17 protein-coding genes and 3 tRNA genes are annotated in these 19,917 nt (G+C 34.8%); 11 read left to right on the top strand and 9 right to left on the bottom strand.

Annotation, left to right across the window (positions count from 1 at the left end; genetic code table 11):
• The first annotated feature begins 48 nt into the window (after positions 1 to 48).
• Complete coding sequence (locus BM088_RS15850; protein WP_177208074.1) at positions 49 to 696, top strand: UPF0149 family protein; 648 nt, start codon at positions 49 to 51, stop codon at positions 694 to 696.
• 9 nt (positions 697 to 705) lie between these two features.
• On the opposite strand, the gene BM088_RS15845 is transcribed toward BM088_RS15850, so the two are convergent.
• The 3 genes from BM088_RS15845 to BM088_RS15835 form a co-directional block, all read right to left on the bottom strand.
• Positions 706 to 781, bottom strand: a tRNA-Val gene (locus BM088_RS15845).
• A gap of 26 nt (positions 782 to 807) precedes the next feature.
• Positions 808 to 883: transfer RNA gene (locus BM088_RS15840), tRNA-Val, on the bottom strand.
• 165 nt (positions 884 to 1,048) lie between these two features.
• On the bottom strand, positions 1,049 to 2,419 hold the full coding sequence (locus BM088_RS15835; protein ID WP_091986419.1) for an MATE family efflux transporter: 1,371 nt from the start codon (positions 2,417 to 2,419) through the stop codon (positions 1,049 to 1,051).
• Positions 2,420 to 2,490: 71 nt separating this feature from the next.
• On the opposite strand from BM088_RS15835, the gene BM088_RS15830 reads away from it, so the two are divergent.
• On the top strand, positions 2,491 to 3,117 hold the full coding sequence (locus BM088_RS15830) for a riboflavin synthase subunit alpha (RefSeq protein ID WP_091986415.1): 627 nt from the start codon (positions 2,491 to 2,493) through the stop codon (positions 3,115 to 3,117).
• A gap of 20 nt (positions 3,118 to 3,137) precedes the next feature.
• Here BM088_RS15830 and BM088_RS15825 read toward each other — a convergent pair whose 3' ends face one another.
• Both BM088_RS15825 and BM088_RS15820 read right to left on the bottom strand, forming a co-directional pair.
• Positions 3,138 to 3,332, bottom strand: a complete 195-nt coding sequence (locus BM088_RS15825; RefSeq protein ID WP_091986411.1) for a CPXCG motif-containing cysteine-rich protein — start codon at positions 3,330 to 3,332, stop codon at positions 3,138 to 3,140.
• A gap of 94 nt (positions 3,333 to 3,426) precedes the next feature.
• Entirely contained in the window at positions 3,427 to 4,296 is an 870-nt protein-coding gene (locus BM088_RS15820) for a fructosamine kinase family protein (RefSeq protein WP_091986408.1), read from the bottom strand.
• A 229-nt stretch (positions 4,297 to 4,525) separates the two neighbouring features.
• On the opposite strand from BM088_RS15820, the gene BM088_RS15815 reads away from it, so the two are divergent.
• Both BM088_RS15815 and BM088_RS15810 read left to right on the top strand, forming a co-directional pair.
• On the top strand, positions 4,526 to 5,227 hold the full coding sequence (locus BM088_RS15815; RefSeq protein ID WP_091986404.1) for a DUF445 family protein: 702 nt from the start codon (positions 4,526 to 4,528) through the stop codon (positions 5,225 to 5,227).
• A gap of 473 nt (positions 5,228 to 5,700) precedes the next feature.
• Positions 5,701 to 8,148 carry a TonB-dependent receptor plug domain-containing protein gene (locus tag BM088_RS15810; RefSeq protein ID WP_091986400.1) on the top strand — a complete coding sequence of 816 codons (2,448 nt, stop codon included), beginning with the start codon at positions 5,701 to 5,703 and terminating at the stop codon, positions 8,146 to 8,148.
• A 114-nt stretch (positions 8,149 to 8,262) separates the two neighbouring features.
• Here BM088_RS15810 and BM088_RS15805 read toward each other — a convergent pair whose 3' ends face one another.
• A complete protein-coding gene (locus BM088_RS15805) occupies positions 8,263 to 8,415 on the bottom strand; it encodes a DUF2986 domain-containing protein (RefSeq protein ID WP_091986397.1) in 153 nt (50 codons plus the stop codon).
• Positions 8,416 to 8,605: 190 nt separating this feature from the next.
• On the opposite strand from BM088_RS15805, the gene BM088_RS15800 reads away from it, so the two are divergent.
• Positions 8,606 to 9,979, top strand: a complete 1,374-nt coding sequence (locus tag BM088_RS15800; RefSeq protein WP_091986393.1) for a DEAD/DEAH box helicase — start codon at positions 8,606 to 8,608, stop codon at positions 9,977 to 9,979.
• A 63-nt stretch (positions 9,980 to 10,042) separates the two neighbouring features.
• On the opposite strand, the gene ansA is transcribed toward BM088_RS15800, so the two are convergent.
• Both ansA and sppA read right to left on the bottom strand, forming a co-directional pair.
• On the bottom strand, positions 10,043 to 11,053 hold the full coding sequence (ansA, locus tag BM088_RS15795; protein ID WP_091986390.1) for an asparaginase: 1,011 nt from the start codon (positions 11,051 to 11,053) through the stop codon (positions 10,043 to 10,045).
• A gap of 109 nt (positions 11,054 to 11,162) precedes the next feature.
• Positions 11,163 to 13,028: a signal peptide peptidase SppA gene (gene sppA / locus BM088_RS15790; RefSeq protein ID WP_091986385.1), complete on the bottom strand. Its 1,866-nt coding sequence runs from the start codon at positions 13,026 to 13,028 to the stop codon at positions 11,163 to 11,165.
• A gap of 170 nt (positions 13,029 to 13,198) precedes the next feature.
• Here sppA and BM088_RS15785 point away from each other — a divergent pair, with 170 nt between their 5' ends.
• The 6 genes from BM088_RS15785 to BM088_RS15760 all read left to right on the top strand — a co-directional run bounded on the left by BM088_RS15785 (position 13,199) and on the right by BM088_RS15760 (position 18,989).
• On the top strand, positions 13,199 to 15,160 hold the full coding sequence (locus BM088_RS15785) for an FAD-dependent oxidoreductase (protein WP_091986382.1): 1,962 nt from the start codon (positions 13,199 to 13,201) through the stop codon (positions 15,158 to 15,160).
• Between the two features lie 156 nt (positions 15,161 to 15,316).
• Positions 15,317 to 16,003 carry an HvfX family Cu-binding RiPP maturation protein gene (locus BM088_RS15780; RefSeq protein ID WP_091986379.1) on the top strand — a complete coding sequence of 229 codons (687 nt, stop codon included), beginning with the start codon at positions 15,317 to 15,319 and terminating at the stop codon, positions 16,001 to 16,003.
• 98 nt (positions 16,004 to 16,101) lie between these two features.
• A complete protein-coding gene (locus tag BM088_RS15775; RefSeq protein WP_091986375.1) occupies positions 16,102 to 16,668 on the top strand; it encodes an NAD(P)H nitroreductase in 567 nt (188 codons plus the stop codon).
• A 241-nt stretch (positions 16,669 to 16,909) separates the two neighbouring features.
• Positions 16,910 to 18,283, top strand: a complete 1,374-nt coding sequence (locus BM088_RS15770; protein ID WP_091986372.1) for an SLC13 family permease — start codon at positions 16,910 to 16,912, stop codon at positions 18,281 to 18,283.
• Positions 18,284 to 18,414: 131 nt separating this feature from the next.
• Positions 18,415 to 18,792, top strand: a complete 378-nt coding sequence (locus tag BM088_RS15765) for a hypothetical protein (protein WP_091986368.1) — start codon at positions 18,415 to 18,417, stop codon at positions 18,790 to 18,792.
• Between the two features lie 106 nt (positions 18,793 to 18,898).
• Positions 18,899 to 18,989 (top strand) — tRNA-Ser (locus BM088_RS15760).
• A gap of 316 nt (positions 18,990 to 19,305) precedes the next feature.
• On the opposite strand, the gene BM088_RS15755 is transcribed toward BM088_RS15760, so the two are convergent.
• Complete coding sequence (locus BM088_RS15755) at positions 19,306 to 19,875, bottom strand: TetR/AcrR family transcriptional regulator (RefSeq protein WP_177208073.1); 570 nt, start codon at positions 19,873 to 19,875, stop codon at positions 19,306 to 19,308.
• Positions 19,876 to 19,917: the final 42 nt, after the last annotated feature.

Here is a 19,917-nt window from a genome sequence, read left to right as displayed (position 1 = left end):
AATGTAATGTTAAATAGATCATCATTAATAATTATGGACGCATTTCTGATGAGCCCATATTGCACAAGCGGCTTTACGATAGATAATATGCTAGGAGCAATGACTTGTTTTATTTCCTGCCCAGAATACCTGGAAGAAGCTAACTTAGAAGAATTGATTGCAGGTAATGCAGAAGAGGGCTTTAAGCAGATATATGGTCCAGGTCCAATTCATACAGCTTGGGTGGACATATTCAATCATATAGATACGGCTTTATCTCAAGGAGAGTTTTCCTTAATCAAACATTATAAATTATCTACTCAAGACGAATGCCCTAGTTTAGGTTTAGCACAGTGGTGTGAAGGTTATATTAAAGGCACACAACTCACTTATAGTATATGGCAAGAAGATTTTAACCTTCTTGATTCAATTCCACACTTTAGGAAAGGCGCTAATTTAGCAAAGGAATGTGATGCGACATTGAATTTAGTTGCTATGTTTGCAGATTGGCAAAAAGCACTTGAATTAAATGAAAATGCTCACGAGTTAAAAGCACAAGTAATGAAAATTTGTTCATCAATAGAGCTGGGTGTCGGTTTATTTTATCAACTAGGATGTGCATTAAGCGAAATAAAACTAGATGTTAGCGATTGTGATTTTGAATTATTTGAAATTGATGATGTTGAGTTTGATTTATCTGAATTTGAAGGAGTATGAGTTAAAAAATGGTGCTCGCTACTGGACTTGAACCAGTGACCTACGCCATGTCATGGCGGCACTCTACCAACTGAGTTAAGCGAGCCTAATAAAGCTTATGTTGAATATAAATGGTGCTCGCTACTGGACTTGAACCAGTGACCTACGCCATGTCATGGCGGCACTCTACCAACTGAGTTAAGCGAGCATTTATATGTTAAGGTCTTTAGCCTCTCAACAAGCCGCTAATATATAGCGACTTTTAATTGGGATCAAGTAACATTTTGGTTTATTGGTTTGTTTGCTGTTTTTTTAGTCTTTCTTTTTCACCGTTTTAGATTATTTAATCATTTAGCTAAAAAATTATACATGTTTATTTGATATCCATATTTCCGTTATTAAATGGCGTACGTGTTAAACGGTTTTTAACCGTTAGAATCATTAAAAATGATGCAACAGATAAACCAATAATAATGCCTAACCAAAATCCTTGAGCGCCCATTGGAGAGACGATTAAATTTGTTTTGCCTAAAACATAGCCAAAACTAAATCCAATGAGCCAATAGCTTATGAATGTGATGTACGAAATTGGGGTTGTGTATTTTAACCCTCGTAATACACCATTTGCTGCAACTTGTATTGCATCAGGTAGCTGATAAAAACAGGCTAAAATCAATATGGACGATGCAAGAGCAATTACTTCTGGTACATCTGAATAGATAGTACTGATCCAAGTGCGACCTAAAAAGGTACTTGATGCAACAATAATTGAAATCGCAATTGCCAATAAGAAACTGGTAAAAATAGTGCTTTTTAATTTCTTATATTGTTTTTGACCGTATAAATTACCTACACGAATACAAATAGCCATAGATAAGCTTAATGGCATCATAAAGAGCACAGTTGAAACACTCGCTGCAACTTGGTGCCCAGATACAACCACTGCGCCTAAGTTCGCTATAAATAAGGGAATACAGGCAAATAAGGTTACTTCAAAAAATGTAGCAAGCGAAATTGGTATTCCCATTTTAAATATGCTGGCCATGATAGAGAGGTCAGGCACTTTAAATTGGCTTAATAAAAATTTCCCTTGTAATTTTTTACTTGAATAGGTGTAAATTATTTGGCTGAGTGCCATGCACCAAAATACAATCGCAGTTGCAATGCCACAACCGGCACCCCCTAACTCAGGTAAGCCTAATTTCCCATAAATAAATATATAATTAGTAGGTATATTGACTGCTAAGCCAATGATGCTGATATAAAGTGCAGGTTTAGTAAGTGTCATTCCTTCGCTTACATTTCTAAAAATACAATAAATTAAAAAACCTGGTAGGCCCCATTTCACATAATTTAAATAAGCTAAAGTGAGCTCAATTACTTGCGGTTCAATGTTTATGAGGCCAATAATTAAATGTAACTGATTTATTAGAAACAAACCAAATAATGACAGTATTATTGATAAATAGAGTGCTTGATGAAATTGTATACGAACATCTGTAATTCTTTTTGCACCAAAAAGGTGAGCAACTATACCGGTTAATGCAAGTAAAATTCCTTGTAAACTCAATAGTATCGGATTCCAAAGCCCTGAAGCGATAGACAGTGCGGCCAAATCAAACTGACTTACTTGTCCCGCCATTATAGTGTCAACAACACCCATTAAAACGAGGATTACTTGTGCAAAAAATACTGGAATTGCGAGTCGAAGCAGGTACTTTGCTTCCCATAAACAAAATCTCATACTTGCCTATATGATAAAAAATAAGGAGAATCAGATTATATTCTAATTTATAACACTTTAGGTAAATATAAATGTTTACAGGTATTGTTCAAACACAGGCAACTGTGATCTCAGTGAGTGAATTACAAGGAATAAAAAGGTTAGTGCTTTCAGTTCCGGGTCAGTATCTACAACATTTAGACTTAGGAGCAAGTATTGCTATAAATGGATGTTGTTTAACGGTTGTGCATTTTGAGCTTGGGATCCGAGATGTCGTTGGACAAGTATATTTTGATATCATAGATGAAACATTAAGACTTACCAATTTAGGCTTATTAATTCAAGGTCAAAAGGTTAACTTTGAACGTTCAGTATGCTTTGGTACTGAGCTTGGTGGCCATATTGTATCAGGTCATATTCATACAACAGCTGTATTAAGTGATATTAATTACTCAGGCGATAATTGTAGCTTCAAATTTACAGTCGATAATAATTGGATGAAATATATAATTCATAAAGGTTTTGTGAGCATTAATGGGGCAAGTCTAACGGTTGGTGATGTGAATGAAAGTAGTTTTTATGTACACCTTATTCCTGAAACTCTAAAAATAACTAACCTGGGCTTAGCTAATGTGAATGACAAAATAAACATAGAAGTTGACCAACAAACTTATACAATTATCAATACTGTTGAGCGATATATGAAAAATAACATGTAGATGATTTGAGCTTATATAAATTATTCATCATCGTTATCTATATGCAATTCTACTTTGTTATAAGCTCTATCAATGTGCATGTTTAAGTGAATTGGATTGCAGCAGGCTGCACAGTCTTCATAATAGTCCTGATCGCCACTGGTTGTATCTACTTCAACTAAGACATGATGGCCACAGTGTGGGCAACTTATTCTTTGCATTTTGTAGTCTTTCATTGTCAGCTCACTTTGTTGCTTATAACGCAATAATTAAAGTGTAGTTGGCAATTTCGTATTAGGAAAACTCAGCTTGTGGTTTTTTATTAATCTATTATTCTTGATCAAAAATTGATTTTATATGTTCTTGTGCATCAATCAAATAATGGCCCTGAAAGAGGTTTGCATGATTTAGTAGGTGATAGAGTTGGTATATTTTTTTTCGCAAAAGATAGCCTTTTTGTAATGGGTATGTTTTTTCATAGGCTTGATAAAAGGTATCAGGAAAAGGGCCAAAGAGTTCTGTCATAGCAATATCTGTTTCACGATCACCATAATAACAGGCACCATCAAATATGGCGGGTTTACCTTTAACAAAACCTGTATTGCCTCTCCATAAATCACCGTGTAATAAACTTGGTAAAACGGTCGTATGGCGATGTAATTTATTTTTGACTAAACTGACCACATCATTAATATTACACAGGTTAAAACCCTTTTCTTGTAATAACTGAAGTTGCCAACCAATTCTTTGTTCAGAGAAAAAATAACACCAATTTTTGTGCCATTTGTTTGGCTGCAAAGTTGAAGCAATAAAATTATCATGTTCCCAGCCGAACATAGCTTGTTCATGTTTGTTATGCATTTTTGCGAGTGTAATACCAAATTCTGCCCAGTTTTGTTCACTATTATTTTGAAATTCCAACCATTCTAAAACAACATAACTATGTGCAAGTGTACTACCTGTACAGATACAATCAGGAATGAAAAATATACTTTTATTTGTAAGTTCAGCGAGATTGAATGTTTCACATTCAAAATTCTCTTTAAAATGATATGGCGCAAGTTTTACAAAATAATGATGATTATTATCACTTATTTTAAAAAAAGAATGGTTAGAGTGAGATTTTAATTGCTGCTTATGTTGAATAACAAAATCGAAATGTAACTCTTCACTAATATGTTTTGATATTGCGTGCCACATTATTTGCTCACTTTGTCAGTTTAGATTGATATGACCTTGTTAGCGCATAAAGAGTATGGCAAATAAATATAAGTTAGGCATTGTTTTTTAAAATAACAAACAGATAGCTTGTAGAGGGGTTTGTATCAGCTTAAAATTAGAAACTGCATCTTGAATTGAAATGGGTGTAAATAATACATTAAACCGATAGTGATTAAGTTATAACTAAGAATATTAGTGGAGTAGGATCTTGAACAAAAGTGTAATAACAAATTTTTTAGCTTTAATTTTAGCAGTCGTTGGTTTTTTAAGTGAGCAAGAAATCGTTAAAATGGTTGGTTTATTTGCATTGTCGGGCGCATTTACTAACTGGCTTGCCGTTCATATGTTATTTGAAAAAGTTCCGCTATTATATGGCTCAGGTGTGATCCCCGCAAATTTCATGCAATTTAAGTCAGCAATAAAATCAATGATAATGGAACAGTTTTTCACAAAAGAAAATATTGATAACTTTATGTCGGAGCAAAATGGTCAAGCACACCAGTTTGAATTTTCACCTATTATAGATAAAGTTGATTTGTCTCCTGCGTTTGATACTTTAGTAGATGTAGTGCAAGAGTCGTCTTTTGGCGGCATGCTTGCCATGTTTGGTGGAACAGAAGCTTTAGTACCATTAAAAGACCCTTTTATTATCAAAATGAAAGCATCAATCGTTGATATGACTCAAACTGAGGAGTTCAGTGAGTTATTAAGAGAACAATTAGAGCAACCCAGTGTTATTGCAGATATGCAAAATAAAGTGGGCGAAATAATAGATAAACGCTTAACAGAGCTTACGCCTGAGATGGTTAAAGATATTATTCAAACAATGATTAAAAAGCATTTAGGTTGGCTTGTTGTATGGGGTGGTGTTTTTGGTGGACTATTTGGTTTATCTGCTGCGGTTATCTAAGGTTTTATATAAAAATGACAGGTTCATTGTTTAACCTGTCAGCTTACAATGTATTAAAAATCAATACTCCTTTCAAAATAAACTCTTGACTATTTTTATGTTATCACTGCAAATTGTAGTTAGTAAAAAACCGATTAGTTATGTTTTTAATTATTCATAATGCAGGGTATTAATTGATGATTACAAGTATTTACAACTCAAATGTAAATGATTTCACTTTGTATTTTTAAGCTTTTGTAATTTATAATTTATTGAATGTAAAGATGAAATAATATTATTTGTTATTACATTTATTCACATCAATGCATTCAACTATGAGTGAGTATGGATGCAATACAGTACTTATTCGTTCATTCAGTTTCTATTCAGTTTCAATGCCCTAATTTGCATCTCAACCGAGTAACAACATGATGAGATGTGTTGTTACCCTGCGTTTTTATTGTTAAATAATTTAAGCAAGTAGGGTTATAAAAATGAAAAAATCACAGTTAAGTTTAGCTGTTACTTCAGCAGTATCACTGATCACTAGTATGCAAGTAATGGCTGTTGAGTCTTCAATTGAAGAAATCGAAAAAATCCAAATAACGGGTTCTCGAATTAACAGAACTGATATGGAAACGGCAAGTCCAGTTACTGTCATTACATCCGATTTTATTGCACAAAGCGGTTATACATCGGTTGCCGAAATTTTATCAACGCAACCTGCTGCTGCTGGTATGAGCCTAGGTTCTAGCTCAAATAATGGATCAGGAGGTTCGTCAACAGTTAACTTACGAGGTATGGGGGAGAATCGCACGCTTGTATTATTAAATGGTCGTCGTATGGTGTCATCTGGTACTGGGGCTGACTCATCTGTTGACTTAAATACGATTCCTGTTGCTATGATACAGTCTATTGAAATTTTAAAAGATGGGGCGTCAGCCGTATATGGTTCTGATGCAATTTCTGGTGTTGTTAATATCATCACTAAAAAAAATTATGAGGGTACATCAATATCGATTGAAGGAAGTCAAGCTGCACAGGGGGATGGTACAAGTTCGGGAATGAGTATTTTACATGGAATGGATTTTTCTAATGGTAATTTAGTTGTTGGTGCGCAATATTCAAAACGTGGTGAAGTAATTCAAAGTGACCGTGACCATGTTGACTCTGGTTGCTCTTCTTTTGTGCCTGAGGGCTCACTTGGAGGTAAAACACCAACAGGTGATGGTGGATTTGAAGATAGAGATCATTGTTATGATTATACAAATGACAGTTATGCTCAAACGCCAAATGAGTTGATAAGTCTTTTTTCTAGCTTTAATACTGAAATTGATGCAGATACACAATTTAATATTGATTTAATGTATACGCGAAGAAACTCAGACCAACAAATGGCACCACAACCTGCCAATATTGATTTAGATACATCAAAATTAGATACCCAATATACCGACCAATTTAAAGATGAAAATGGTATGACACCTGATGAGTTAAACTATAGACGTCGTATGGTTGATGCAGGTCCACGTATTTATGAACAAACAACAGATACATATAGATTCTCTTTAGGACTTGAAGGTTTGTTAGATAATGATGCTACTTGGGATGTTTCAGTAACATATGGCCGTAATGACTCTGTTGATAAAGTACAAAACTCGATACATGCAGGTAATATGGAAGCTGATATTTATGTAAATCAAGATGTATGGTTCAGCGGTGAGTCCATTGATACTGCATATTTACAAGATGCAGGGATCATGTACACAGAGTCTAATAAAGGGGGAAATGAACAATTCATTATGGCGGCTGGTTTAAGTGGAATAACTGAGTTTGATTTAGGGTATGCTGTCGGTATTGAAAATCGTTTTGAAAGTGGCTTTTATACGCCTGATTTAATAACACAAGCTGGGGAAAGTACGGCTGCACAACAAGACCCAACATCTGGTAATTATTCTGTACAGTCAGTGTATGCGGAACTTTCTTTACCTGTTACCGATGAGTTAGCTGTTGAAGCTGCCACGCGTTTTGATAACTACTCCACCTTTGGCAGCGCGATGACTTGGAAGTTAGGTGCAACATATCGCTTTAATGATAGCTTCATGTTGCGCTCGGTTGTTGCTACGGGGTTTAGGGCGCCAAATGTTTCGGAACTTTATTCAGGTAACTCAGGTTCTTTTGATTATCTAGATGATCCTTGGGGTAATGCGCAAGATGCGCAAATATTGGTAAATTATGCAGGAGATAAAGACTTACAACCAGAAGAAAGTGAGTCATTAACTTTTGGTGCTGTATGGGAAATATCTAGTGGTTTGTCAACAACACTGGATTATTGGAGCTTTAATATTACAGATGCGATTAGTCGGTTGAATGTGCAAACGCAAATGAATGAATGTTATGCAGGTAGTCAGGAAGCTTGTGATTCGATTAATATCGCAATGGACGGCAATTTAGATAATATGACATCAACATTAACGAATATTGGTTCACAAAAAACATCAGGAATTGATTGGAATATTAGTTTTAGACAAGAAAGCTATAAAGTTGCATTAGATACAACTTACTTAATTAATTTTGAAGAAGATGATGTTAGTTATGATGGCACTATTGATGGCAATATGGGGGGATATTCAAAACTTAAGGCTAATTTATCAGTAGATGTCAATTTAACTGATGATTTTACGCTGCTTTATAATGCACAATATATACAAGGAATGGATGGTGAAAATAATGGCAATTCCTATGCAACAGATGATGTCGTTTATCATAATGTATCTGCAGCAATTAACATGAATAATCAGTGGAGTATTAATGGTGGTGTTAAAAACTTACTTGATACTGATCCTGAGTATGTCCCAGATGGTAATGATATGAATACAATCCCTAGCTTATATGATGTTGTTGGGCGGACCTTTTTTATAAGTACATCGTATAAATTCTAATACTTTGTCCTGTGTTCCTTTCTAAAATAAACGATTTAAAATATTAAGGCGGCTTTTTTGCCGCCTTTAATTTAAACCGTCAACAGGTTTTTTTGATGGGTATAATAACTAATACTACTCGCAGTTTTGAGTATTTTGCTTTTCATTTTCAATTTTTTCACGTTCAGCTTTTGAAACATAAGCAGGTTTGTTACTTGTATGCATTTTAGATTTGAATTTCTTCAACTTTTTTTTAAAAATGCCATTAATTTTCTTTTGACGATTCATGGTAGACCTCATACTTACATAATACTATTGAGGCTATTGTAAGACGAATGGATGAAATAACAAAATAAACAACTAAAATAATAAATAAAAATCGACTTAATGTCTGTATTCTTGCTTGATACAGTAAGATATTGTAAGGTGCACCTCCTTTGACGCACAAGCGTATTTTATTAATGATAAGAGTGAATATATGAGCTTTACCACATTGGGTTTATCTGCCCCCATTTTATCTGCGGTCAGTGAACAGGGTTATGAAACGCCAACACCCATTCAGGAAAAAGCAATACCAGCAATCATTCAAGGCCGAGATATTATGGCCGCTGCACAAACCGGAACCGGTAAAACAGCTGGATTCACTTTACCATTATTAGAAATATTATCTAAAGGTCAAAAAGCAGGACCTAATCAAGCTAGAGCGCTTATTTTAACGCCTACGCGAGAGCTCGCTGCTCAAGTGAGTGAAAGTGTTGAGCTGTATAGCAAAAATTTACCACTTACCTCTACAGTTGTTTTTGGCGGAGTTAAAATTAATCCACAAATGATGAAACTGAGAAAAGGGGTTGATGTATTAATTGCAACACCTGGGCGTTTACTTGATTTAATGAATCAAGGTGCTGTTAAATTTAAGCATTTAGAAGTTTTAGTATTAGATGAAGCTGACCGTATGTTAGATATGGGTTTTATTCATGATATTAAACGTATTTTAAAATCATTACCTGATAAACGTCAAAATTTAATGTTTTCAGCAACATTCTCTGATGATATTCGCAAATTAGCAAAAGGGTTGATCCATAACCCTGTAGAAGTATCTGTTGAATCAAATAAGGCTGCAAAAACAATAGAGCACTGGGTGCACCCTGTAGATAAAGCTAAAAAACCAGCTTTATTAACCCATCTTATTCAAAAAAATGACTGGCGTCAGGTATTAGTTTTTACTCGCACAAAACATGGCGCAAATCGCCTAGTTAAACAGTTAGATAAAAATAAAATTGAAGCTGCTGCAATTCACGGTAATAAAAGTCAAAGTGCACGCACTAAAGCACTTGCAGGTTTTAAAAACGGAGAAATACGCATTTTAGTTGCAACAGATATTGTTGCTCGTGGTTTAGATATAGATCAACTTCCTCATGTCGTGAATTATGATTTACCAAATGTTTCTGAAGATTATGTACATCGTATTGGTCGTACAGGACGTGCAGGAGCGAATGGTGAAGCAATATCACTCGTAACTGCAGATGATATTCATGAATTATCAGATATAGAAAGGTTAATCCAAAAACTTTTACGACGTGAAATTGTTGAAGGTTTTGAGCCTATTAATAAAGTGCCTGAAACACGATTAGATACACGGCCTATCAAACCTAAAAAGCCGAAAAAACCAAAGAGTCCAAAAGTATCTGATAGCCAAGGTGAGCAAAAAAATAAACGACGCCATGGAGATAAAGCACCGCAAGGGCCAAAAAAACGTTCATCTGGTCATAAATCACAATCAAAGAAAAATACAGATAATAAAAGTGGTTCACAAGACGTATGGAAGAACAGTGCTAAAAAGCATAAGGAATAATCTTATTTAGCTAAAACTAATAAAGGCTTGATAACAAACATCAAGCCTTTATTGTATGAGAACTTATCTTTCTAATTCACCACGTAAATTGTCTTGCATTAAATGCCTGATAGTCTCAGTTTCAAGGCTTTGACTTAATAGATAATGTAGTTTCGTTAAACAGGCTTCTAATGTCATATCATAACCACTTATAACGCCAACATTTAATAGTGCGTTACCTGTTGCGTATCCACCCATATTAACACTGCCTTTCAAACATTGGGTGAGGTTGATTATTACAACGCCACGCTGGCTAGCATCTTCTAATAATTTTAAAAATTCAGGCTCCTGTGGTGCATTGCCTACACCAAAACTTAATAATACTAAGGCTTTTAGCTTTCCTTTTAAAAGGCTTTGCACAACATCATTGCTGATCCCAGGGTATAAATGTAACACTCCGATGTTTTGCGGTGTAATAGAACATACATCTAATTCATTTTCAATATAAGGACTTAATGTACCTTTAACTAATTCGATACTAATTCCAGACAATGCAAGAGGGTCTAAATTGGGTGAACCAAATGCATTAAAGCCATCAGCATGAATTTTAGTTGCGCGATTACCACGAAAAAGTTGGTTGTTAAAAAATAAACTCACTTCAGCAATTGGATAATTAGCGGCTAAAAACATTGCATTTAGTAGGTTTACCTGACCATCAGATCTTAGTTGTGAAAGGGGGATTTGAGAGCCTGTGACAATAACAGGTTTGGTCAAGTTTTCAAACATAAAGGATAATGCAGATGCGGTATAGGCCATAGTATCTGTACCATGCAATACAACAAAACCATCATAATCCTGATATTTACTTTTAATATCATCGGCTATCATTTGCCAGTGGGCTGGAGACATATCTGATGAGTCAATTAAAGGTTGATATTCATGGATATCAAATAAAGGCATTTCATCACGACTAAATTCAGCACTGGCCTTCACTGTTTCAGTGAGATAACCATCTGCAGGGATATACCCCCTCGCTGATTTTTTCATCCCGATAGTACCGCCAGTATAGGCAATATAAATACGTTTTCTTTTCATATTATGCTCAAAAATAATAAGGGCTTATAATAAAAAAGCCCAGTTAAATTACTGGGCTCTTTATATACTTAATATGCGTTCGACTCAAGCTTAATGAGTCTAATATTGACTAGTTTATGTCACATACTAAACAACGGGCGTATACGGCATTTGGATCATTATAATCTTTAAGTGATTGCACTTGAGAATGTAATTTATAAATCATAGAACCAACTTGGCTTTGTAAACCGGCTTCAAAGGTATTATCATTTTGTTCAAGATTTAAAAAGCTTTTAACATGTGCATTACTTAATAGCTCTTGAATAAATTTATCTTTAGTTGATAATTCTTGTTCAATTGTGATCACATCATAATACTTAAGGCTTGCAAGTTTAGCAGCAGCTTCAATAGCATCTTGCTTATTACCTAAGTGGTCAACTAAACCTAATTCTTTAGCTTTACTTGCGATCCAAACTCGGCCTTGGGCTATCGCATCAACTTCTTCAATACTCAGTCCTCGAGCTTCACCAACGATCGTTAAGAAACGTTCATAACCGCGTTCAATGCTCATTTGGATCATTTGACCTAGCTTAGGGTTGAGCTCACGCATTGGAGAAAAACCAGCCATTTCAGTTGTTGAAACACCGTCAGAGTAAACACCTAATTTAGCTAAGGTTTTATCGAATGTCATGATAGTACCAAAGATACCAATAGAGCCTGTAATGGTACTCGGTGCAGCCCAGATTTCATTGGCTGCGGATGCTATCCAATAGCCACCAGAGGCAGCAACAGAACTCATAGATGCAATAACTGGTTTACCAGATTCTTTAAGTGCTAAAACTTCAGCACGAATAACTTCAGAGGCAAACATGCTTCCGCCACCTGAGTCTATACGTAAAACAACGGCTTTAACTTTTTCATCTAAACGCGCTTTACGAAGTAATGCGGCTGTAGAGTCTCCGCCTATTTGTCCGGCTTTACGTTTACCATCTACAATATTTCCTTTTGCAACCACAATAGCTACTTTTTCTGTTAATGGATTAATAAATGGGATGGGTGGTTTAATTGTTTTTAAATAGTCTTTTAAAGAAACACGCTTAAAACTTTTACCTTTGATATCTTTACCCACTAAGGCAATTAATTGTTGGCGAATTTCTTCTTTTGTTTTTAATGAGTCAACCCAGCCATTATCTAGTGCATACTGACCGGAGTCACCATTTGCTGTTTTGAATTTAGATAAAAAATCATCCATTTTTTCATCAAAGTTATTTATATCAAAATTACGTTGCAGTGCGATATCTGTTTTGTATTCTTGCCATAATGCACCTAACCAAGCTTGAGCTGATGCTTTTGCGGGCTCTGACATGTTATTTCTTATAAAAGGTTCAACGGCCGATTTATAAGTTCCTACACGGAAAATATGCTGAGATACAGATAGTTTCTCTATAGCGTCTTTAAAATACATAGGATACATAGCATAACCTTCAACACCCATCCAACCATAAGGATGCATAGATATTTCATCGGCGTAAGCAGCTAAATAATATTGTGCTTGAGAATAATAATCACCTGTGGCAATTATTTTCTTTTTGGCATTTTTGAATCTAATTAAAGCATCGCTAACTTCTTTAAGTTTATTTAAGTGAGTATTACGCATGTTACGTAAGTCGAGTACCATCACTTTAATATTTTTATCTGAGGCTGCGCTATCAATAGCAGTGATTATATCGTCTAATAAAATTTCTGGTGGCTCATCGCTTTTTCCCATTGAGTCGCCAATAGCAGCTTCAAATGGGTCAACATATTTTTGTTGTTCAACAATAAAACCGGAAATGTTTAATACCAGTGCCGAACCTGGCTCGATAATTATTTCATCTTCATTTGAGCTGGCAGCAATGACAATTGCTATAACAATAAACAAAAAGAAAAAATTAAGGATGAGTCTTCTGGAAAAATTTAATGTATTCCAAAACCCAATAAAAAACTTCTTAATCAAAATTAGATCCTTAAATAATGCGTAAATAAATTAGAAAAAGCTATATTTCACATAATACCGTATTTTTTAGACAAACTTAAATTTAAATAGTTACGAATTGTTTATCTTGATAATAATTGTAAAAATCGTTAATGTCGCTAGCAGGTATGACCAGTTATGAAAGAATCAAAATGTTAGAAAAAAAATTAGAACTAAAAAACAACGCACTTAAAAACCGGTTAGTTATGGGCTCTATGCACACAGGGCTTGAAGAAGGACTGCGTAACCGTAGTAAATTACGTGCTTTTTATGAAGCAAGAGCAAAAGGTGGTGTCGGTTTAATCATTACAGGTGGTTATAGTCCTAACCTAAGAGGCAAATTAACGCCATTTTCATCATCGTTCAATTCGTGGATAGATGTTGTAAAACATAAGCCTATAACACAAGTTGTTCATAAGCACGACGGTAAAATTTGTTTACAGCTATTACATGCAGGGCGTTATGCATATCATCCATTAAATACAGCACCCAGCGCGATAAAAGCACCAATTAACCCATTTAAACCAAAGGAAATGTCTCAAAGTGCCATTAAGTCAACAATAAAATCTTTTGCACGTTCTGCATATTTAGCGCAAAAAGCAGGATATGACGGTGTAGAAATCATGGGGTCTGAAGGCTATTTAATTAATGAGTTTATGGCACCTAGAACAAACAAAAGACAAGATAAATGGGGAGGAAGTAATGAAAACCGCATGCGTTTTGCATGTGAAATTGTAAAAGCAGTTAGAAGTCTAGTGCCAAAAGATTTTATTATAATCTTTCGTCTCTCTATGCTTGATTTAGTAGAAAATGGTTCAACAATAACAGAGGTTGAAGAACAAGCAAAAACATTAGAACGAGCAGGTGTTGATATATTCAATACGGGTATTGGCTGGCATGAAGCAAGAGTGCCAACAATCGCAAGTATGGTACCACAAGGGGCTTTTAAGCGTTCGTCTGAGCAATTAAAGCAAATGGTATCAGTACCTGTTATTGCCGTTAATCGAATCAATACGCCAGATATAGCGAATCAAATATTAAATGACAACCAGGCTGATTTAATTTCAATGGCAAGGCCCTTATTAGCTGATCCTGATTTTTTTATTAAATATCAGAAAAAGCAAAGTGACAATATCAATATTTGTATTGCGTGTAATCAAGGGTGTTTAGATAATGTTTTTAAAGGTAAACGCGCAACTTGTCTGGTAAATCCACAGGCAGGTTATGAATTGGAATATGCACTAGAAAAGGCACCTAAAGCTAAAAATGTATTAGTTGTGGGGGCTGGACCTGCGGGTATGTCGTGTGCGTGCTATTTAGCAAAACGTGGTCATAAGGTGACCTTAATTGAAAAGTCAGCAAGCATGGGTGGTCAATTTAATTTGGCGATGCGAATTCCCGGAAAAGAAGACTTTAATTTTACGTTAAGTTATTTCAAGAATGAATTAGCAAAGCTGAATATAAACATTGAATTAAATACTGCTTTTAATCCTGAAATGAAAGATCAATACGATGACATTGTATTTTCTACGGGTGTGCGACCTAGATTGGCAAATATAGAGTGTAGCGATGGCAAACGTATTTTGGCTTATGATGAAGTCATAAAAGGTGAAGTTGAGGTTGGTAAAAAAGTGGCGATTTTAGGTGCTGGTGGTATCGGCTTTGATATGGTTGCATTTTTGGCTGAACCTGCTGATAAATCGATTGAGGAATTCCAAACTCAATGGGGTATTGAAACAAAGCAGCAAAATGAACAAGCAAAAGATAAAATTTATATGTTAAAGCGTAGTGCTGGACGGTTTGGTTCTGACTTAGGTAAAACAACAGGGTGGATCCATCGACAAGTTGCAAAGCAACAAAAAGTGGAGCAAATATCAGATTGTCACTATGTAAGTTTTAGCAACAAAGGTTTAGAAATAAAAGAAAATAATGAAACACGTTTTTTAGATGTTGATACAGTTATTGCTTGTATAGGACAAGTATCAAATACCAAAAGCTACGAAGCGGAAAAAGAAAATTCAAATATACATGTCATAGGTGGTGCTAAATTGGCCCAATCTATTGATGCAAAAAGAGCGATTTTGGAAGCATTAGAGATTGCCAGAGTAATTTAAATAATTAAATTTAGATCTAATTTAAATGTAAAATAAAAAAAGCCCACTAATCTTATTGAGTGGGCTTTTTATTTTTTGAAATAAAACCCTCTATTTCTAGGTCTTGGTTATTTGTTAAAAAGATTAATTGTTTTATCAATTTACAAGGTTTCAAATATGCTACAAAAAGTAATACATTTTTATCATACCAGTGTCGATAAATCACAAATAGCGTCAGGTTTAGCACCGCTTTTATTTAGACTTATTTTAGCGCCTGTGATGATTATTGCGGGTTATAATAAATTAGGCATCAGTGCTCCGTGGGATGGAGCTATTAATGCTGTGTTGGCAGATCCGAATGTTGTGGCTTGGTTTGGTAATACACAATGGGGACTAGGTTTACCTTTTCCTGATTTGCTTGCTTTTTTAGCTGGTTGGACTGAGTTTTTAGGTGGGTGGTTTCTTCTGATAGGGTTATTTACCAGAATTACAGTGATACCGCTTATGTTCACTATGCTTATTGCAGCAACAACTGTACATTGGGATAATGGCTGGTTTGCTGTTACACCAACTAATCCAAATACCAGTGCGGCCAAAGTACTTGATTGGTTATCTATTCCAGGTGCTAAAGACAGTTTACAAAACAGTATAGAAGCCAAAAAGCGATTAGATAAAATTAAAGAAATAATTGAAGTTAATGGCTTTCCTGATTACCTCTATGAAAAAGGCAAACCGGTTATTTTAAATAACGGTATTGAGTTTTCAGTGACCTATTTTGTTATGTTATTAAGTTTGTTCTTTTCAGGAGGTGGACGTATTACCAGCATGGATTATTGGTTGACTCGCTCTGGTACAAAGAAATAATGATTCTATAAAATAATTTAACAATACGTTATACCTATTATTGTAACTTTGTTATTCTCACATTAATTTAACAATAATTGATGTGAAATAACAAAACTATGAATGCACTAGATTTACTTTTAAACCGCCAATCTGATAGTAAGCTTCAAGCTCCGGGCCCAAATCAGGAGCAACTCAATATTATAAAGCAAGCTGCTTTAAAAGTACCAGATCATGGTGCCTTAACACCTTGGCAATTTATTATTGTGCAAGGAGATAAACGTAAGTTACTGGGTGAGATTTATCATCAATCTGCTATTGCAACTTTAAATCCACAGATACCAGCAGATGCAAAAGCCATTGAAAGGTCAAAAGAAATGCCAATGCGTGCACCTTTGATCATTATTGCAATTGCTAAATATAAAGAACACTTAAAAGTGCCCAGAGTTGAGCAAATTCAATCTGCTGGGTGTGCTGTTATGGCGATGCAACAGGCGGCATATGCACAAGGTTTAGCTGGAGTTTGGAGGACGGGAAGTTATGCCAGTTGTAATCATGTTAAAGCTGCTTTAAATTTATCTGAACAAGATGAAATCGTGGGATATCTTTATTTAGGTACTGCTGCAAATGATTTCATTAAACCTCACAGACATGATGTTAGTGAGTTTTTCTCAGAACTAAAATAAACGCATGGTTTGTCAATTGAGGATGTAAATTGAAACTTTTAAGTAATTAGGTCTAAATCTTTTTACTTAATTTCATATTCTATCCACATTTGTTATTTATCCTAAAGTTATTGAAAATCTAGCTAAATGTTTATAGAGCCCTAGTGTGTTCTTTGATCATATCCTAAAATTTATTTTTGCAGAAGTATGAATGAGAACCCTGATCTTAAAATGAAAAAACAATAAATAGAAGATACAAATAATGAAAATAATAAAATCCCACATTCTTATGGGACTTATTTTTGCTGCCTCAGTTTATCTGCTGGGCAGCACATTTGACCTTGCTCATGAAATTACTTTGACGCTGACTATCACCAGTTTAACAGGCTATTGGTGGATCACAGAAGCTTTACCTATTCCTTTAACTTCTTTATTGCCTATTGCAACTTTTCCGCTTGTTGGCATTTTAACGCACAAACAAGCCGCAAGTTCTATTGGTAGTCATGTTATTTTATTGCTTATGGGCGCATTTATGTTAGCGGTTGCAATAGAGCAATCACAAGTACATAAAAGAATTGCATTTATGATCATTAATAAAATAGGTGGAGGCAGTGCGCAGCGAATTATATTTGCAATTATGACAACGAGTGCAGTTTTATCTATGTGGATTTCAAATACAGCAACTGTTGTTGCATTATTACCTGTGGTCATTGCTTTATGTGCTAATACTGACAACGTTAAGTTTAAAATTGCATTATTATTAGGTTTGGCTTATTCAGCTTCAATAGGCGGTATAGGTACAATTATTGGCACCCCACCTAATTTAATATTTGCCTCTGTTTATGAGCAATTTGCCCATAAAGAATATGGGTTTATCAGCTGGATGAAAATTGCGGTACCCATCGTTATATTAGCGATCCCATTAGCTGCACTTTGGCTTGGTAGAAATATAAAATTAAATACGGCAATTGAATTACCAGATATGGGCAAATGGCAAGTTGCAGAAAAACGTGTTTTAACTATTTTTGGTTTGGTTGCTCTGGCTTGGATATTTAGAAAAGAACCTTTTGGGGGCTGGTCTGGACTTATCAATAATCAAACAATTGGAGACTCTAGCATCGCATTGTTGGGTGTAATCGCGATGGCTTTAACGCCTAATGGTAAAGGTAAAAAATTATTGGAATGGGAAAGTGCCAAAAATATTCCTTGGGGTATGTTATTACTTTTTGCTGGTGGTATTTGTATTGCTAAGGCATTTGTTAGTAGTGGCTTAAGTGAAATGCTTGGGCAGTTTTTGGTAAGTTTAGGTGCGTTACCCGTTTTGGTAATGTTATTTGCTTTAACTATTTCAGTGTCTTTTTTAACAGAGATCACTTCAAATACAGCAACAGCAACGTTACTTATGCCTGTGATAGCTTCAGCTGCAATTGCATTAAACTTACCTATTGAATTATTAATGATACCCGTTGTTATTAGCTGCTCATGCGCATTTTGTTTACCTGTTGCTACAGCTCCTAACTCAATTGTATTTGCCAGTGGTGAAATTAAAGTGATAGATATGGTAAAACAAGGCGTAATTTTAAATGTCTTATTGGCTATTATCATCACCTTAGTTTGTTTTTATTTGCTCACCTAATAAAGACCAATAAATCTAGTGGTTGGTGGTTTTTTATTCTTGCTATTTTTGGTATGGTTGTTAAATGTCAAAGCGAATTGCTTTAACAACCAATAAAATTAAATAAAAATAATAAGAAAGAGGCCGCGTAGGTGAATCATTTATTTTATCGCGAGAAAGAAACTTGGTGGCAGTGGTTAATTTGGGGCGTATTTGGTGCTTTATTAACTTATTACATCGCAACCTTCACACAAACTGAAGAATATATTTTTGCATCTTTAATCATCATCATTGGTTTATTAACTTGGCGGATGCAATCAGCAAAAAGATTTGGTTTTTTACGGGCATTTAAAATCAGCTTTTTTGTCTTTAGCTTTAGTTCTTTACCTTTATTACTCACAAAACCGATAAAACTGATTATATTAGGCGATGTCGATTTATCATTTGGATTAATACTTGCTGCGAGTGCGGGAATAATCGTAAGTTTGATTAGTTCATTTATTGCCAAATCACCTCGACAATATTATTAATTGTATTATTTATGAACCATCTGGATTAAAAATGTTCAGTTAAAATAAATAATTAATTTAGTGCTTTACAAGCATCTGCATAGTGACTATTATGCGCCCCAACAGCGGAGAGATGGCAGAGTGGTCGAATGCACCGGTCTTGAAAACCGGCATGGGTTTATAGCCCATCTAGGGTTCAAATCCCTATCTCTCCGCCACTTAATTTATAAAGAAGAGCCTAATCATTTGATTAGGCTTTTTTTTTGGAATAATAGGTTTTAGCACAACTCAAGTATATAGTTTAAAACGTATATATTTGTGCCATTAATTTATTACAATCGATATGAATTTCATTATAACTCTATGTCCTATCTAATCATCACTGTATATTATTGTTAATTTTACTTTCTAGATATTATTGATATTTATGGTTAAACAAAATTCAGAATAATTTTAATTAGGCTGTGATTAATAGCGATCAAAGTATATGTTTCTGTGAATTATAATCTTAAAGATAAGAAACTGTTAAACCGTTTAAATTGAGGTTGAAGCTTTAAACACTTTCATTAATTGTTTTACAAAGGCTTGGTTATCTTCTTCCAAACTTGAAAGCGCAAGTCCAAAAGGGGCAGATTCGATAATGCGGGCGAATGCCTCTACTGTGATATCTATTTTACTTAACGTCATGCGATTTTCTGTAAGCTCTTTTGAAACCCTTAAGCTGATTATTTTACGTACTTCTATCTCATTTTCAGTGATAATATCATTACAATGGCTTTGGCCTGCATGAAGTAAATCTGTTCTAATTAATGAACTGGATACTTCCTCAAATAACCCATCACATCGTTTTAATATAAATGCTTCAGTTTCAGCCCAAAAATCACCGTCTGATTGGCTATAATCCTGTAAAAGAACATTGTTATCCGATATGTATTTTTCTACAACAGCTCGAAAAAGGGCTTCTTTGGTCCTAAACTGTTTATGTATTGTTACACGGGAAATCTGTGAATATCTGGCGATCATAGATATATTAGCGGCGATATAACCGTGCTGAAAAAAACATTCTGTTGCACAGGTAAGAATTTTCTCTCTTGAGCTTGGCAAAATTAACATCTCGTTTGATTTGGACTTTATTTAACAATTTTA

The sequence above is a fragment of the Pseudoalteromonas denitrificans DSM 6059 genome (assembly GCF_900112265.1).
Lineage (GTDB): Bacteria > Pseudomonadota > Gammaproteobacteria > Enterobacterales > Alteromonadaceae > Pseudoalteromonas > Pseudoalteromonas denitrificans.
This window is presented reverse-complemented; position numbering and strand designations above follow the sequence as displayed.